We start from the raw sequence: 15,584 nt of genomic DNA, 5'->3' as shown, positions 1-15,584 counted from the left end.
AAAATGAAAAATAATAATAGCCTGCTCCGCCATCTACCCTGGCTGTTGCTGGCAATCGTAGGAGCGTGCGCCCTGGGCGTAGTGGCTTTGCGGCGCGGCGAGGCAATCAACGCCTTGTGGATTGTAGTCGCGGCAGTCGCCATTTATCTGGTGGCTTATCGTTACTACAGCCTGTTCATCGCAAATAACGTGATGCAACTCGATCCACGGCGGGCCACCCCCGCAGTGATCAACAACGACGGTCTGGACTATGTGCCGACCAACAAACATATTCTCTTCGGTCACCACTTTGCCGCCATTGCCGGCGCGGGGCCTCTGGTCGGCCCGGTACTGGCTGCACAGATGGGCTACCTGCCCGGTACCCTGTGGCTGATTGCCGGCGTGGTGCTGGCGGGTGCGGTGCAGGACTTCATGATCCTGTTCCTGTCCACCCGTCGCAACGGCCGCTCCCTGGGGGACATGGTCCGCGAAGAAATGGGCCGCATTCCCGGGACCATCGCGCTGTTTGGCTGCTTCCTGATCATGATCATCATCCTCGCGGTGCTGTCGCTGATCGTGGTCAAGGCCCTGGCCGAAAGCCCGTGGGGCATCTTCACGGTGATGGCGACCATCCCGATCGCGATGTTCATGGGCGTGTACATGCGCTACATCCGTCCGGGCCGCATCGGCGAAATTTCGATCATTGGCGTGCTGTTGCTGTTGGGTTCGATCTGGCTCGGCGGGCAGATTGCCGCTGATCCGGTATGGGCCAAGGCCTTCACCTTCACCGGGATCCAGATCACCTGGATGCTGGTTGGCTACGGATTCGTGGCCGCGGTACTGCCGGTGTGGCTGATCCTGGCCCCGCGCGACTACCTGTCTACCTTCCTGAAAATCGGCACCATCATCGCCCTGGCGATTGGCATCCTGGTCACCATGCCTGACCTGAAAATGCCGGCGCTGACCCAGTTTATCGACGGCACTGGCCCGGTGTGGAAGGGCGGCCTGTTCCCGTTCCTGTTCATCACCATCGCCTGTGGCGCGGTATCGGGTTTCCACGCGCTGATTTCCTCGGGCACCACGCCCAAGCTGTTGGCCAATGAAGCCCACTCGCGCTACATCGGTTATGGCGGCATGTTGATGGAGTCGTTCGTCGCCATCATGGCCATGGTTGCCGCTTCGGTGATCGAGCCAGGCGTGTACTTCGCCATGAACAGCCCTGCGGCGATTGTCGGCACTGATGTGGTGACAGTTGCGCAAACTGTCAGCAGCTGGGGCTTTGCGATTACCCCGGAAGCGCTGCAAGCGGTGGCCAATGACATTGGTGAAACCACCATCCTGGCCCGTGCCGGCGGTGCGCCGACCCTGGCGGTCGGTATCGCGCAAATCCTGCACAGTGTGCTGCCGGGTGAAAACACCATGGCGTTCTGGTACCACTTTGCAATCCTGTTCGAAGCGCTGTTCATCCTGACCGCTGTGGACGCCGGTACCCGTGCCGGGCGCTTCATGCTCCAGGATCTGCTCGGTTCCTTCGTGCCGGCGCTCAAGCGTACCGAGTCCTGGACGGCCAACCTGATCGCCACTGCAGGCTGTGTGGCGATGTGGGGCTACTTGCTGTACCAGGGCGTGATCGACCCGCTGGGTGGTATCAACACCTTGTGGCCGCTGTTCGGCATCTCCAACCAGATGCTGGCCGGTATCGCGCTGATGCTCGCCACCGTTGTGCTGATCAAAATGAAGCGCCAGCGCTACATCTGGGTGCCCCTGCTGCCGGCTGTCTGGCTGCTGATCTGCACCACCACCGCAGGCTTCATCAAGCTGTTCGACGCCAACCCGGCGATCGGCTTCCTGTCGCTGGCCAAGAAGTACAGCGATGCGCTGGCCAATGGGCAGATCCTGGCCCCGGCCAAGAGTATCGACCAGATGCAGCACGTGATCTGGAACGCCTACACCAACGCGACGTTGACGGTGTTGTTCCTGTTCGTGGTCTTCAGCATCCTGTTCTATGCCATCAAGGTCGGCGTTGCCGCCTGGGGCACCAAGGAACGTACGGATAAAGAAGCACCATTCCAAGCCATGCCGGACGCGTGATAGAGGGTTGCAGACATGTTCAATGACATCGGTCGCCTCGGTAAATACCTCGGTCAGGCTGCACGCCTGATGGTCGGCATGCCCGACTACGACACCTACGTCGAGCATATGCAAACCAAGCACCCGGACAAGCCGTTGATGGACTACAAGGCGTTCTTCCGGGAGCGCCAGGAAGCCCGTTACGGCGGCAAGGGCGGGCCCAAGTGCTGTTGATCCAATAGGGTTGGGCCTATGTGATCCCCTGTGGGAGCGGGCTTGTGTGGGAGCGGGCTTGCTCGCGATAGCATCACCTCGGTATACCAGATAGACCGAGTTGCCTGCATCGCGAGCAAGCCCGCTCCCACACAAGCCCGCTCCCACATTTGTTTTGTGTTTCCTCAAGGAGAATATTTTGTCCTCTCCCATCCCCGTCACCGTCCTCAGCGGCTTCCTCGGCGCTGGCAAGACCACCTTGTTGCGCCATCTGCTCAAGGCCGAGCACGGCTTGAAAATCGCCGTGATCGAAAACGAATTCAGTGACGCCGGCATCGACACCCAGCTATTGGGCGATGAGCCGGTCCAGGTCATGACCCTGTCCAACGGTTGCGTGTGCTGCACCATCCACACCGACCTGACCAAAGCCCTGTACCTGCTGCTCGAACGCCTGGACAGCGGCGAGATCGCCTTCGACCGCCTGGTGATCGAGTGCACCGGTCTGGCTGACCCGGCGCCGGTGGCCCAGACCTTTTTTATCGACGAGGAATTGCGCGAGCGCTATCTCCTCGACGGCATCATCACCCTGGTGGACGCGGCCCACGCCGAGCACCACCTGACCCAGACCATCGCCCAGGCCCAGATCGGCTTTGCCGACCGCCTGCTGATAAGCAAGCGCGACCTGGTGGACGACGCCAGCTTCGAGGCGCTCAGTCAACGCCTGACCCGCATCAACCGTCGTGCGCCGATTCGTGTGGTGGAACATGGCAAGATCGACCTGGCTGAGCTGCTGGACGTGCGCGGCTTTAACCTCAACGCCGGCATGACCCTGCGCCCGGTCAGCCAGGCGCCGTCCATCGACCGTATCTCCAGCCTGGTGCTGCGCACCGACCAGCCGCTGGATATCGACCGGCTCAGTGAGTTCATGAACGAACTGTTGGAAGAACACGGCAAACAACTGCTGCGTTACAAGGGCGTGCTGAACATCGCCGGGGAAGATCGGCGCATGGTGTTCCAGGGCGTGCTCAAGCTCTACGGGTTCGATTGGGACACCGAATGGGCCGAGGGTGAGGCGCGGGAGAGTGTGATTGTGTTTATTGCCGATGAGTTGCCGGAAGACAAGATCCGCGAAGGCTTCCAGCGGGTCTACCAACCCTGACTTGAAACGCGGTCAACAGGCATAAAAAAGCCCGGCTCAAGAGCCGGGCTTCTTATTCAAGCAACTGCAATCAAGCGCCGTATACCGGCAGCTTCTTGCAGATGGCCTTGACCTTCTCACGTACCGCGTCAATCACGGCTTCGTTGGAAAGGTCAGCCAGGATGTCGCAGATCCAGCCAGCCAGTTCCTTGCACTCTGCTTCCTTGAAGCCACGAGTGGTCACGGCCGGGGTGCCGAAGCGCAGGCCCGAGGTGACGAACGGCGAACGTGGGTCGTTCGGTACCGAGTTCTTGTTCACGGTGATGAAGGCTTTGCCCAGGGCAGCGTCAGCATCTTTACCGGAGATATCCTGCTTGATCAGCGACAGCAGGAACAGGTGGTTTTCAGTACCGCCGGACACCACGTCAAAACCGCGCTCGATGAACACAGTGGCCATGGCCTGGGCGTTTTTCACCACTTGTTGCTGGTAAGTCTTGAACTCAGGCTGCAAGGCTTCCTTGAAGCAGATCGCTTTAGCGGCGATCACGTGCTCCAGCGGGCCACCTTGGGCGCCTGGGAATACGGCGGAGTTCAGCTTTTTCTCGATATCGGCGTTGGCGCGCGCCAGGATCAGGCCGCCACGTGGACCGCGCAGGGTCTTGTGGGTCGTGGTGGTCACGACGTCAGCGTAAGGCACCGGGTTCGGGTAGACGCCAGCGGCGACCAGACCGGCCACGTGGGCCATGTCGACGAACAGGTAGGCGCCCACTTTGTCAGCGATTTCACGGAAGCGTGGGAAGTCGAGGATCTGCGAGTAGGCAGAGAAACCGGCCACGATCATTTTTGGCTTGTGCTCGACGGCCAGGCGCTCGACTTCGTCGTAGTCGATCAGACCGTTGCCGTCGATGCCGTACTGGACAGCGTTGTACAGCTTGCCGGAGGAGGAAACGCTGGCGCCGTGGGTCAGGTGACCGCCGTGGGCCAGGCTCATGCCCAGGATGGTGTCGCCGCCTTGCAGCAGGGCCAGGTACACGGCCGCGTTGGCTTGGGAGCCGGCGTGTGGCTGGACGTTGGCGTAATCGGCGCCGAACAGTTCCTTGGCGCGGTCGATAGCCAGTTGCTCGACGATATCGACGAATTCGCAACCGCCGTAGTAACGCTTGCCCGGATAACCTTCGGCGTACTTGTTGGTCAGAACCGAACCTTGAGCCTCCATCACGGCAGGGCTGGTGTAGTTTTCCGAAGCGATCAGCTCAATGTGCTCTTCCTGGCGCTGAGCTTCTTGCTCCATGGCGGCAAAGAGATCGGCGTCGTACTTGGCAATAGTCAAATCACGGCTGAACATGGCGGTCCTCAAGGATCGGGGGCAGAAAAGAGGGGCATTCTAACCCAATGGGTTTTAGATGGCATATGAAAGGACATCATGTCGCGGACAAGTGGCGTTCATCCAGAGATGGATGGCGTATTTGATGGCCCCTTCGCGAGCAAGCCCGCTCCCACATTCAACTGTGGGAGCGGGCTTGCCCGCGATGAGGCCATCAGCCCCACCGCAAAACCTCAGTCAAACATGAAAAGGGCGTCGTTACTGAACTGCGCCTCAAACCGATTGGCCGGCATCGGCCGCCCGAACAGGTAGCCCTGCACCTCGTCGCAGCCATGCTCGCGCAGGAAGTCCAGTTGCTCATGGGTTTCCACGCCTTCGGCGATCACCGCCAGGTTCAGGCTGTGGGCCATGGCGATGATTGCCCGGGCGATCTGCGCATCCTGTTCGCCGGACGGCAGGCCGTCGACGAAGGTGCGGTCGATCTTCAGCACGTCGATGGGGAATTGCTTGAGGTAATTGAGCGATGAGTAGCCGGTGCCGAAGTCGTCCACAGCGATGCTCAGGCCGAGGTTTTTCAGGCTGGCAAGGATCTGCAGGGCCTCGTTGACCTCGCGCATCAGGATGCTTTCGGTCAATTCCAGCTCCAGGCACGCCGGCGGCAGGCCGGTTTCCTTGAGGATGGTGGCGATCCGCGTGCCCAACTGCCCGTCGGAGAACTGCCGCGCCGAAATGTTCACCGAGACCTTGGGCACTCGCACCTTGTTCTGGTGCCAGGTCTTGAGTTGGCGGCACGCCTCATCGATCACCCAGTCGCCCACGTCCACCACCAGGCCCAGCTCTTCCAGGACCGGGATGAAATCCCCCGGCGGCACCAGGCCACGGCGTGGGTGACGCCAGCGCAGCAGGGCTTCGGCGCCAGTCAAACGTTTGCCATCGCCACTGAACTGCGGCTGGTAATAGAGCACGAATTCGTTCTGGTCCAAGGCATGGCGCAGGTCGCTTTCCAGTTCCAGGCGCTCCAGGGCGCTGGCGTTCATGTCGGCCTGGTAGAACTGGAAGTTGTTCTTGCCACGTTCCTTGGCGTGGTACATCGCCGTGTCGGCGTTTTTCATCAACTGGCTCAGTTCGTTGCCGTCCTGAGGGCTCAGGGCGATACCGATACTGGCGGTGACAAAAAACTCGCGGCCTTCCAGCACAAACGGCTTCACCAGGCTGGCGAGAATCTGTTCGGCCACATGAATCGCCCGGTTCAGTGCCATTTCGCGGCTGACCCGGGGTTGCAGGAGCAAAGTGAACTCGTCACCGCCCATGCGCGCCACCGTGTCGTCCTCGGCCACACAACCGAGCAGGCGGGTCGCCATTTCCTTGAGCATGCGATCGCCGGCGGCGTGGCCCAGGGAGTCGTTGATCGGTTTGAAGCGGTCGAGGTCGAGGAACATCAGCACCACCCACGACTTTTGTCGTTCGGCCGACTGCAACGCGGTGTGCAGGCGGTCCTGGAACAGCGTGCGGTTGGGCAGGTGGGTCAGGGCGTCGTAGTAGGCCAGGCGGTGGATGCGTTGTTCGCTGGCCTTGCGCTCGCTGATGTCGCTGAAGAAGCACACATAGCTGGCCAGGTCGCCCTCGTCATCGAGCACAGCGGTAATGCCGACCCAGGCCGGGTAGTGCTCGCCGCTGCGGCGCTTGAGCCACACTTCGCCTTCCCAGGTGCTGTGCTGGTGCAGTTGCTTGAGCACATAGCGCAGGTGGGCTTCCTGCTGTTCGTCGACGGTGAGCATGTTCGGCAGTTGGTCGAGCACATCGGCCACGGCATAACCGCTGACCCGGCTGAAGGCTTCGTTGGCCTGCACGATATAGCCGGCCGGGTCGGTGATCAGGATCGCCGAGGTGGAGTGCTCGAATACCGTGGCCGCCATGCGCAGGTCTTTCTCGGCGCGGCGTTGCTGGCTGATATCGCGGCCCACGCCGAGAATGCCTTCGAACGCACCGTGCTCGTCCCACACCAGTACCAGGCGCAGTTCGATCGGCACCTTGCGCCCGTCGGCCCGCAGGCAATCGAACAGGAACAGCTGGGTCTGCACATCGTCGCGCAACAGGGCCAGGGCTTCGGGCTGGTCGAGGGCGCGGCTGACCCGCTCCACCAGGGTGTAGATGCCGGTCAGTTGCTGCGGGTTGGCGATGGTCGATTGCCAGCCGTTCTTGAAGATCCAGTCGACTTCATAGCCCAGCACCGCATTTACCGACGGGCTGACGTAGTTGAGGGCCAGCTTGCTGTCGGTGGAAAAAATCACGTCGCTGATGCTTTCGGCCAGCATGCGGTAGCGCTGCTCGCTGTCGCGCAGGGATTCGCTGGCCTCGATCTGGTCGGTAATGTCCTTGGCCACCCCGATAATCCGCGTGACCTGGTCGGTCTTGTCCCGTGCCAGGGCCTGTTCGCGGATCTCGAAGCGCCGCCATTGGTTGTTGCGGTGGCGAAAGCGCAACTGGCATTGCAACTGCGCCAGGTACCCGGCGGCGCGTTGTTGCTGGCGCAGGTCGTGATAGCTCTCGGCGTCTTCGGGGTGCAGCAGGATCTCCCAGAAGTACTCGCCCATTTGCTGCAGTTCGTGTTTGTTATAGCCCAGGGTGTGGCCCAGGTGGTGGTTGCTGAAAATCATGCGCTGGCTGATTACATCCTGCACATACAGGTGGTCCGGCACGGTGCGCACCACGTCCGACCAGAACGCTTCGCGCTCCACCAGCGACAGTTCCACCAGTTTGCGGCTGGTGATATCACTGATACTGAGGATCACCGCCTTATAGTCGTGCTGTTCTTCCGGCAGGCGCATGACCAGCCACAGGTACTGGTCGTTGCCCTCGATGTCGCTGAGTTGAATCTCCAGCTCCAGCTGTTTGTGCTGGGTCAGCACCGCTTCAAGCACTGCGTAGCCGATGGCGCTGGTGTTCAGCGGGCAACCGTCGATCAAGCGTTCCCAGGCCTGTTCGCAGGACGCCACGTTCAGCAGGCGCACGGCGACCTGGTTGACCTCGGTGATGCGCAGTTCCTTGAGCAGTTGCTGGCGTTGCTCGGGGCTGTTGTGCAGCCACTCCTGCAATTGCTCGCGGGTGTGCAACTGGGCCTTGTCGAAGAAACCGCGCAGGCCCGACAGGTCGAGCACGCACAAGGCCACACCGGTGCCGTCGAAAATATCCTGATAGCGGCGCCGGCCTTCATTGACCTGGCGCTGGCGCCGCCGCATGTTCAGCAGCACCAGCACCGGGATCAGCGAAAAGGCCAGGCCCAGCAGGCACTTGCCGATAAACGCCGGCAGCAGTTGCTCCAGCACAGCGGCGCGATCAAACAGCCCGCGCAGTTGCCAGTCGCTTTTGCTCAAAGGGGTGACCAGTACGGTTTTATTCAGCTCTTCGGGGGTCAGCCCGGCCGACCACTGGCTGGGCATGCCGCTGTCACGGCTGACAACCCGGTGGTTCACCTGGTTTTCAATTGCCCACATCGGGCGTGAGCCCTGGCCGTCCTGGCGCGTCAGGTTGGCCAGGTAATTGGGAGCCAGGCGCAGCACCCAGTACATCTTGGCGCCGCCGCTGGGCTGGTGCAGCAGCAGGTAGATGATGGAGCCGTCGCCGTTATTGCTCAAATAATAGGACTGCGCATGGCTGCGCTTGACCAGTTCTTCGAGCCAGGCACTGTCCTGGCTGTTATCGGCGGAGTCACTGAGGATCGCGCCGCTGGGGGCGAGCAGGGCAACGCTGCGCAGTTCCGGCAACGAGCGTTGCAAGCTGCGCATCAGGGCCTGGTGTTGTTCTTCATTGCGTGGCGGTTCGACGATCGGCAGCAGGTTGAGGGCGATTTGCGCGCTCAGGGCCATGTTCAGGCTGATCTGTTCGGCCAGGTCGGCGCTGTAGTTGATGGTGTATTGCTGTTGGTCTTTCTGGTTCTGCTGCAATTGATCCAGCAGTTGCCAGAACAATAGTGCGAGCAGCAACAGGACCAGCGTCGCCAATGCGCCCTTGAGGGGGCCGTGCAGGGGGGCGCCCGGCGCAATATGGGCTGCGCGCAACGGGCTCGGCTTTGTTACGTTGGTCAAGCTGTGATCCTGCGGTTTGGCTGGATTGGCGCGCGACGTGCACTATAAGCCGGACGCCCGAAGGGCGGCTAGCATGCCTTGAGTTGTGGCAAAGTGCCAGCCCCGCCTGGCAGGACTACAGCGCCGGGCCAGTACTGATCAAGCCATCCGCCAGTTTGAATAGAATGGCCAGTGCAAAGCAACTAATAACCACAGAAGCGGTGCGGTTTATGTTCTGCGGCGTCAGCCAGGCATGCCCGCTGCGTTTGATGCGTGCGCCGAACAGCACCCAGGCGCAGCCCACTGGGATCACCACTGCGGTGAATTGCATGACGAACTGCCCATATAAGGCCAGATCGGCAAAGGTCTGCACCGGCACGATGAACGAAACCACCAGCAAACCCTTGGGGTTGATCAGCGTCAGTAAAAAGAAGTGCCACCTCGACACCCGCGCTCCGGGCAGCAGGGACAGGTCGACGGCGGGCTCGCGCCACAGGTCGTACGAGGTCTTGACCAGGTAACAAATAGAGACGAACTGCATCACCTTCAGGCACCAGGGCGCATTGGCGCCAATATGGCTGAGGGCGTAGCCCCAAAAAGAGATCTGCAGCAGGTAGGCCAGGCACTCCAGCAGGCTCAGGGTCCAGGCCCGCCTGAAACCCGAGAGCACGCCCGAGCGCAATAGCAGGGTATTGGTCGGCCCCGGCATCAAGAGCAATAGCCCAAGTGCAGACATGACGTTAAGCATCGAAGCTGTCTCCCGGGACAGTCAGGGGGTAAGGCGTGGTCCAGAATGCAGGTGGCATGTGTCTTCTTCATTAGGGGGATGTTGCCGGGTATTGTGTTCCATCTGGCCCACAGCAGGAAAAAGCGCGGCTCAAAAGCGCCTGTCAATCTGCCCGCCGTCGCTGACTTAGGTTAACCTTGATCATTCGATGTGCTACGTACAGCGCCATGACGCTACGCAGGCCCTGTTCTCATCTTTTTACGAGGTCCACATTTTGGCTCAATACGTTTTCACCATGCATCGGTTGGGCAAAGTTGTTCCACCGAAGCGGGAAATCCTGAAAAACATTTCGCTGTCCTTCTTCCCGGGCGCCAAGATCGGCGTACTCGGCCTCAACGGTTCGGGTAAGTCCACGCTGCTGAAAATCATGGCCGGCGTCGACACCGAGTTTGAAGGCGAAGCCCGCCCAATGCCCGAACTGAACATCGGTTACCTGCCGCAAGAGCCGATCCTGGACCCGTCCAAGACCGTGCGTGAAGTGGTCGAGGAAGCCGTCAGCGTGATCAAGGACGCCCAGGCCCGCCTGGACGAAGTCTACGCGGCCTACGCCGAGCCGGATGCCGACTTCGACAAACTGGCCGCCGAACAGGCCAAGCTCGAAGCCATCCTGCAGGCTGGCGACGGTCACAACCTGGAGCGCCAACTGGAAGTCGCCGCCGATGCGCTGCGCCTGCCGGCCTGGGACGCCAAGGTCGAGCACCTGTCCGGTGGTGAAAAGCGCCGCGTGGCGCTGTGCCGCCTGCTGCTGTCGGCCCCCGACATGCTGCTGCTCGACGAACCAACCAACCACCTGGACGCTGACTCCGTGGCCTGGCTGGAACACTTCCTCCATGACTTCCCGGGCACCGTGGTCGCGATCACGCACGACCGGTACTTCCTGGACAACGTCGCGGGCTGGATCCTGGAACTCGACCGCGGCGCCGGTATCCCTTACGAGGGCAACTACTCCGGCTGGCTGGAAGCCAAGTCCGACCGTCTGGCGGCCGAATCCAAGCAGCAGTCGGCCCATGAAAAGGCCATGAAGGACGAACTGGAGTGGGTGCGCAAAGGTGCCAAGGCTCGTCAGTCGAAATCCAAGGCCCGTCTGCAACGCTTCGAGGAAATGCAGTCCCAGGAGTTCCAGAAGCGCAGCGAGACCAACGAAATCTACATCCCGGCCGGTCCGCGCCTGGGTGACAAGGTCATCGAGTTCAAGAACGTCTGCAAAGGCTATGGCGATCGCGTGCTGATCGACAACCTGTCGTTCTCCATGCCTAAAGGCGCCATCGTCGGCGTGATCGGGGGTAACGGTGCGGGTAAATCCACGCTGTTCCGCATGCTGATGGGCAAGGAACAACCGGATTCGGGCACCATCGAAGTCGGCGAAACCGTGCAGTTGGCCTGCGTGGACCAGAGCCGTGAAGACCTCGACGGCAGCAAAACGGTGTTCCAGCAGATTTCCGACGGTTCCGACCAGATCCGTATCGGCAACTATGAAATCCCGTCGCGCACCTACGTTGGCCGTTTCAACTTCAAGGGTGGCGACCAGCAGAAGTTCGTCAAGGACCTGTCCGGTGGTGAGCGCGGGCGCTTGCACCTGGCCCTGACCCTGAAGGAGGGCGGCAACGTCCTGCTGCTCGACGAACCGTCCAACGACCTCGACGTTGAAACCCTGCGTTCCCTGGAAGAAGCCCTGCTGGACTTCCCGGGCGCCGCGATTGTGATCTCTCACGATCGGTGGTTCCTGGACCGCGTGGCAACACACATCCTGGCGTACGAAGACGACTCGCAAGCGGTGTTCTTCGAAGGCAACTACACCGAGTACGAAGCCGATCGCAAGAAGCGCCTGGGCGAAGCTGCTGCCCAGCCGCATCGTGTACGGCACAAAAAACTGGCCTGATTCGGGTTGGTTTGAACAAAACGGAGCCTTCGGGCTCCGTTTTTTTTGCACAATTGAGGTGGCCCGAGGTGCCTGCATTAGCGGTTTAACTATTGGTGCATAGCTCGCGTTGAAATCCCTGTTAAGGGGCAGAAAATCAGGGTTATTTATATCTATTGCACCATTTAAATTCACAAAGGCGACATTTTGCCCTGTCACGGTGCGGCGCGAATTGATAAAGTCCTGGGCAAATCGCCATTAATGACAATAAATCTGCCGAGACTTTTCATGATCGAATCCGTCGAATCCTTCCTTGCCCGCCTCAAAAAACGCGACCCGGACCAGCCGGAATTCCACCAGGCTGTGGAAGAAGTCCTACGCAGCCTGTGGCCGTTTCTTGAGGCCAATCCCCACTACCTGACTTCGGGCATTCTGGAGCGCATCTGCGAGCCGGAACGCGCGATTACCTTCCGGGTCTCGTGGGTTGATGACCAGGGCAAGGTCCAGGTCAATCGCGGCTTCCGTATCCAGATGAACAGCGCCATCGGCCCTTACAAAGGCGGCCTGCGCTTCCACCCCTCGGTCAACCTGGGGGTGCTGAAATTCCTCGCCTTCGAGCAGACCTTCAAGAACTCCCTGACCTCGCTGCCCATGGGCGGCGGCAAGGGCGGCTCGGACTTTGACCCCAAGGGCAAGAGCGACGCCGAAGTCATGCGGTTCTGCCAGTCGTTCATGAGTGAGCTGTACCGTCATATCGGTGCAGACGTGGACGTCCCGGCCGGCGATATCGGCGTGGGCGCTCGGGAAATCGGTTTTCTGTTTGGCCAGTACAAGCGCCTGAGCAACCAATTCACCTCGGTATTCACCGGCAAGGGCATGAGCTACGGCGGCAGCCTGATCCGCCCGGAAGCCACCGGCTTTGGTTGCGTGTACTTCGCCGAAGAGATGCTCAAGCGCCAGGGCCAGCGGGTTGAAGGCAAGCGCGTGGCAGTCTCTGGCTCCGGCAACGTGGCGCAATACGCGGCACGCAAAGTCATGGACCTGGGCGGCAAGGTGATCTCCCTGTCCGACTCCGAAGGCACCCTGTACTGCGAGACTGGTTTGACCGAGGAACAATGGTCGGCGCTGCTGGAGCTGAAAAACGTGCAGCGCGGGCGCATTAGCGAGTTGGCCTCGCGTTTTGGCCTGGAATTCCGCGCCGGCAAGACTCCATGGGAACTGGCATGCGACATCGCCCTGCCCTGTGCGACCCAGAACGAACTGGACGCCGAAGCCGCCAGCGCTCTGCTGCGTAATGGCTGCATCTGCGTGGCCGAAGGCGCCAATATGCCGACGACCCTGGAGGCTGTGGATATCTTTATCGACGCCGGTATCCTGTTCGCGCCGGGCAAGGCATCGAATGCCGGCGGCGTGGCAGTGAGTGGCCTGGAAATGTCCCAAAATGCCATGCGTCTGCTGTGGACCGCCGGTGAAGTGGACAGCAAGCTGCATAACATCATGCAGTCGATCCACCATGCCTGCGTGCACTACGGTGAAGAAAACGGCCGGATCAACTACGTGAAGGGCGCGAACATCGCCGGTTTTGTGAAAGTGGCGGATGCAATGCTGGCGCAGGGCATCGTCTAAACCGTGAGCTGAGCGCCACCGAGGATCAATTGTGGGGGCTTGCAGCTCCCACATTCGCTCTGGGTGGTGTCACTGGCTGCGATACGCCCGTGCGGCGTCGCGGTCCTTCTCCTGCTGCCAGGCGCGCTCGCGCTCGTCCCAGTGGCGTTCCCTATACTCATCGCGGTCTTCGCTCTCACGCATGGCCTTGCACTGGCGAAAGCCATCCTCCCAACCTTCGGCGTAGGCGCGGTCTTTCAAATAACGCGGGACGTCCTTGCGAAACGTCCCGGTGATCACCCCGGCCGCCTGGCGCCCACTGCTACAGCCATCGTCAAACCCGTCGGCGAAGGGCGGTGGATAACCCTTGGCCAGCAACTCATCGCGGGTGGACTGGCAGCCTGAAAGCGCCATCACCACCCCCAGCATTACGGCGAACCGCCACATCTCATACTCCCAGGCCGTTAAGCGGCTGATAAGGGAAGTCTAGAAGGGGATTCGTCGGGGAGATGTGAAAAGCGGGTGAGTAATGTGTTTGGGCGGCTCACTCCCTGTGGCGAGCGGGCTTGCCCCGCGTTGGGCAGCGGAGCTGCCCCCAAACCAGGCGCCAGGGAGTGTCAGGTGAACCGTATGCTTCTGTGCTGGGGCTGCTGCGCAGCCCAACGCGGGGCAAGCCCGCTCGCCACAGGGGGGGCTCAGGTCATCTTATCGTTAGTCGTAGTACCCTACCGTTTTCTTCAGATGGTCCGAGTATTCGTAAATCTCATCAATGGATGAAATTGCGTGTCGGGTTTCGTTCTTTTCCTCATCAAAAATACCGATGTACTTCTGGCTGCGGTTAAAGTGAAGTCGGCAAATGGGCTTGCGATTATTATCGTCGAGCAAAATCCCGAAGTAGCTTTGTGTATCTCGTTGAACGATCCGCTTGGCATCGACCACCGAGCGCACGACAGCTCTTACGATGTGATATCCCTCTAGTTCTTCAAGTGTCGTTAGAACTTTTTCCTCTGACTCGTCACGTTCAGTCGTGACTGTATTGGCACTGGCAGAGACGGGTAGAGAGGTGATGGTCGGCTGGATAGCGCCACTCATGGCTGATTTGAGTCGATCATTGATTTGGTCGTTGAGAAACTGGCTCAAGGCTTTGCGGGTCAGCTCATAGAACTGCTCACGGATTTTTTGTGTAATGACGCCTTCGTACACCCGAGATGCGAAAACTTTGACGAAGTCATCCTCGGGTTTAGTGAGCTGTGATGCGATGACTTTTTTGATTTGACTGACGTATTTCAGCTCACCAGCTGCATTGATGATTGAGTCGACGTCAAAGGCAGATTTCGTCAGTTTGGTCAGTTCTGGAACCGAGTATTCATCAATATCCAGAAGGTCTAGTTCAAGAAACGGCTTTTCATCCATTTTGTTAGGCGCATCCAGATCCGTAAAAAACTTATAGACCTGACCGTTGGTGAGAATCGAGATTCTTGCACTCGTAACGTGGAAGTAGCGAAACAACTGCGATGCATGGTTGAGGTTCAGTGGCTCACCGATTTTTTTGCACTCTATGAGAATTTGAACCTCGCCGTCCTTCATGATTGCGTAATCAATTTTTTCCCCCTTTTTTGTTCCGATATCGCAGACAAATTCGGGAGTCACTTCCTGGGGGTCGAACACGTCGTAACCCAATACCGTGTTGATAAATGGCATTACAAACGCATTTTTTGTGGCTTCTTCTGTTTGAATGGCAGGACCTTGCAAGCGAATTTTTGCTGCCAGACTGGTGAGCTTTTCGAAAAATTCCATATAAGCCTCTTACCTATTCAGATCCGTGTATAGACATGGTGGCAATTTGATTGCTGTCCGATACTAGACACAAAACTCGATAAAGAGAATTGAGCAAGAGCAACTTTGTGGTAACTAAGGAAAAGCTAAAATTCCCCTGGAATTTTTCTCTCAGTTATCAATGAGTTGGGGAAGGACGAAAAGTATGATTGTGTTTGCAGCGAGAACCGTTCGCGGGAGGGAGGAGTTTGTTCGACAATTAGCCCGAAAGACATGGGGGAGGTTGTGGCGAGTGGGCTCGCCACAGGGGCTTATGTCGTGGGTTGCGCGAGAGCGGCGTGTTCGGCCAGTTCCTGCTGGATGAATGCGGCAATCATCGCGCGGTACACCTGCTCCGTGACGTCGGGGTTGGCGCCCAGGGTTTGCGCTAAATCGCGAACCTTGCTGATGACCTGTTCGACGCGCTGAGGGGCCTTGACCCCATCGCTGTCTTTTTTGAAACCGGCGGCCTGGGACACGAAGCTGCCGCGTTCGGCCAGCAGGGCGACGATCTGTCGATCAAGACGGTCGATGTTTTCCCGGACTTGTTCAAGGGTGGTGCAGGTAACGGCCATGTCGTAAAAACTCCTTAATGTGTGGGATAAACGCGGGCCCAATGTGGGAGCGGGCTTGCCCGCGATGGCGGTGGATCAGTCATATCCACAGCGACTGGCACCCCCCTATCGCGGGCAAGCCCGCTCCCACATTGGATCTTCAATAGGCGTTGGGGC

The 15,584-nt window shown here is 59.5% G+C and carries 11 protein-coding genes; 5 read left to right on the top strand and 6 right to left on the bottom strand.

What is annotated here, in order from left to right:
- Positions 1-3 precede the first annotated feature (3 nt).
- The 3 genes from HU773_RS24145 (at position 4) to yjiA (ending at position 3,421) form a co-directional block, all read left to right on the top strand.
- Positions 4-2,070, top strand: a complete 2,067-nt coding sequence (locus HU773_RS24145) for a carbon starvation CstA family protein (protein WP_186625040.1) — start codon at positions 4-6, stop codon at positions 2,068-2,070.
- A gap of 15 nt (positions 2,071-2,085) precedes the next feature.
- On the top strand, positions 2,086-2,283 hold the full coding sequence (locus HU773_RS24140; protein ID WP_057441132.1) for a YbdD/YjiX family protein: 198 nt from the start codon (positions 2,086-2,088) through the stop codon (positions 2,281-2,283).
- A gap of 178 nt (positions 2,284-2,461) precedes the next feature.
- On the top strand, positions 2,462-3,421 hold the full coding sequence (gene yjiA / locus HU773_RS24135) for a GTPase (protein ID WP_169990509.1): 960 nt from the start codon (positions 2,462-2,464) through the stop codon (positions 3,419-3,421).
- A gap of 70 nt (positions 3,422-3,491) precedes the next feature.
- Here the strand turns inward: yjiA and glyA are convergent, their stop codons facing one another.
- From glyA to HU773_RS24120, 3 genes are all read right to left on the bottom strand, one after another.
- A complete protein-coding gene (glyA, locus tag HU773_RS24130; protein WP_057441128.1) occupies positions 3,492-4,745 on the bottom strand; it encodes a serine hydroxymethyltransferase in 1,254 nt (417 codons plus the stop codon).
- A gap of 212 nt (positions 4,746-4,957) precedes the next feature.
- Complete coding sequence (locus HU773_RS24125; RefSeq protein ID WP_057958381.1) at positions 4,958-8,809, bottom strand: bifunctional diguanylate cyclase/phosphodiesterase; 3,852 nt, start codon at positions 8,807-8,809, stop codon at positions 4,958-4,960.
- Between the two features lie 115 nt (positions 8,810-8,924).
- Positions 8,925-9,536: a LysE family translocator gene (locus HU773_RS24120; RefSeq protein ID WP_169959794.1), complete on the bottom strand. Its 612-nt coding sequence runs from the start codon at positions 9,534-9,536 to the stop codon at positions 8,925-8,927.
- A gap of 253 nt (positions 9,537-9,789) precedes the next feature.
- Here HU773_RS24120 and ettA point away from each other — a divergent pair, with 253 nt between their 5' ends.
- Positions 9,790-11,454 (top strand): energy-dependent translational throttle protein EttA, encoded by a 1,665-nt coding sequence (gene ettA, locus HU773_RS24115; protein ID WP_029292090.1) that lies wholly within the window; start codon positions 9,790-9,792, stop codon positions 11,452-11,454.
- A 267-nt stretch (positions 11,455-11,721) separates the two neighbouring features.
- On the top strand, positions 11,722-13,059 hold the full coding sequence (gene gdhA / locus HU773_RS24110; RefSeq protein ID WP_057441126.1) for an NADP-specific glutamate dehydrogenase: 1,338 nt from the start codon (positions 11,722-11,724) through the stop codon (positions 13,057-13,059).
- A 69-nt stretch (positions 13,060-13,128) separates the two neighbouring features.
- Here gdhA and HU773_RS24105 read toward each other — a convergent pair whose 3' ends face one another.
- The 3 genes from HU773_RS24105 to HU773_RS24095 all read right to left on the bottom strand — a co-directional run bounded on the left by HU773_RS24105 (position 13,129) and on the right by HU773_RS24095 (position 15,428).
- Complete coding sequence (locus tag HU773_RS24105; RefSeq protein ID WP_057441124.1) at positions 13,129-13,485, bottom strand: hypothetical protein; 357 nt, start codon at positions 13,483-13,485, stop codon at positions 13,129-13,131.
- 264 nt (positions 13,486-13,749) lie between these two features.
- Positions 13,750-14,835 (bottom strand): type I restriction endonuclease, encoded by a 1,086-nt coding sequence (locus HU773_RS24100; RefSeq protein WP_057958383.1) that lies wholly within the window; start codon positions 14,833-14,835, stop codon positions 13,750-13,752.
- Positions 14,836-15,125: 290 nt separating this feature from the next.
- Positions 15,126-15,428: a chorismate mutase gene (locus HU773_RS24095; RefSeq protein ID WP_057958384.1), complete on the bottom strand. Its 303-nt coding sequence runs from the start codon at positions 15,426-15,428 to the stop codon at positions 15,126-15,128.
- Between the last annotated feature and the right edge of the window lie 156 nt (positions 15,429-15,584).

The organism is Pseudomonas shahriarae (assembly GCF_014268455.2).
Lineage (GTDB): Bacteria > Pseudomonadota > Gammaproteobacteria > Pseudomonadales > Pseudomonadaceae > Aquipseudomonas > Aquipseudomonas shahriarae.
This window is presented reverse-complemented; position numbering and strand designations above follow the sequence as displayed.